This is a genomic window from Nocardiopsis sp. TNDT3 (genome assembly GCF_003427465.1).
In the GTDB taxonomy this organism is placed as follows: Bacteria; Actinomycetota; Actinomycetes; order Streptosporangiales; family Streptosporangiaceae; genus Nocardiopsis; species Nocardiopsis dassonvillei.
In genome coordinates this window covers 1-1,131 of the sequence record NZ_QPFC01001450.1, presented here as the reverse complement: position 1 = coordinate 1,131, position 1,131 = coordinate 1, and the positions used below count along the sequence as shown (strand labels likewise).

At 73.7% G+C, this 1,131-nt stretch carries 1 protein-coding gene and 1 pseudogene; one reads left to right on the top strand and one right to left on the bottom strand.

Features of this window, described 5'->3' with window-relative positions; translation table 11 throughout:
- Positions 1 to 59: 59 nt before the first annotated feature.
- The gene (locus tag DQW06_RS28755; protein WP_017562872.1) at positions 60 to 407 is read right to left on the bottom strand and encodes a YbaB/EbfC family nucleoid-associated protein; all 348 of its coding nucleotides are present in this window, start codon (positions 405 to 407) and stop codon (positions 60 to 62) included.
- A 419-nt stretch (positions 408 to 826) separates the two neighbouring features.
- On the opposite strand from DQW06_RS28755, the pseudogene DQW06_RS28750 reads away from it, so the two are divergent.
- Positions 827 to 1,131, top strand: a pseudogene (locus DQW06_RS28750) (protein-L-isoaspartate(D-aspartate) O-methyltransferase); the annotation flags it as partial.

Genomic DNA, 1,131 nt, shown 5'->3' with positions numbered 1-1,131 from the left:
CTCCCGGTGCCGGTCCGCGGACCGGCACCGGGAGGTCCGTGCGGCTGCCGCGGGCCGGGCTAGAAACCGGGGAGGCCGGGCATGCCGCCGGGCATCCCGCCGCCGCCCAGGCCCTCGGCGAGCGGGCCCATCTTCTCCTGCTGGAGCCGCTCCACCTGCGCCTCGGCGTCGCGGATGGCCGCCAGGACCAGGTCCGCGACGGTCTGGGCGCTCTCGGCGGGATCGGCCGGGTCGATCGCCTCGGGGGCGACGGTCACGTCCTCGACCTGTCCGCGCCCACTCAGCTTGACCTTGACCAGGCCGCCGCCGGAGGTGCCCTCGACCTCGGCGTCCTCCAGCGCCTGCTGGGCCTCCACGAGCTGCTGCTGCATCTGCTGGGCCTGCTGGAGCAGGGCCTGCATGTCCATTCCGCCAGGGTTCACGGCCGTCTCCTCGCCGCACTCTTGGTGCTGGTTCTCGCTGTCGTGTCGCTGTTGCTGTGAGCGTAACCGGTCATCAGCGAACATGCGGGCGGGCCCGTCGGCGGCGGGAGGAGGCGGACCGGGCCGCCGGGACCGGGCGGTGCTGACCGGTGCGCACGCCGGGCTCCGGGAGGACCCATCCGGCCCCGCGCGGACTCCTCCGCGACGGGGCGGGGCCGCACGGCGGAGGACGCCGCGCCCGCCGGTAGGACGACTCTCCCGAAAGGGCACCTACCAGGAGCGAGAACCAAGAGTGGCGCTAACATCACTCTCGGTTGGAAAGGTGTTCTGCGGGGCACAAAAGTCCCGGTAGTGCCCTCGGGCACCACCGGTAACGCTGAGAGCCACGGGGGAGTGAGGACGTGTTGACCGCCAGAGAGCGCCACTCGGCGCTGGTCGAGGCGATGGTCGCGGACGGCACGCTGACCGACGCCGCCCTCACCGACACGTTCCGGTCGGTGCCCAGACACCGGTTCGTCCCCGAGACGGGCGCGCTGACCGCGCACGGGACCGCCCTCAACGCCAACAGCAACCCCGAGCGGTGGCTCGCGGCCGTGTACACCGACAACGCCATCGTGACCCGGGTCGAGGGCCCCGACCCGTCCGCGTACCGGGAGGCGCCCGACCCCCGGGCCCCCGGGTTCCGGGCGCCCGGCGAACAGGAGCCGGA

Excerpts from the sequence above, each read along its gene's own strand:
- DQW06_RS28755 (WP_017562872.1), bottom strand. The coding sequence starts at position 407 with ATGGACATGCAGGCCCTGCTCCAGCAGGCCCAGCAGATGCAGCAGCAG.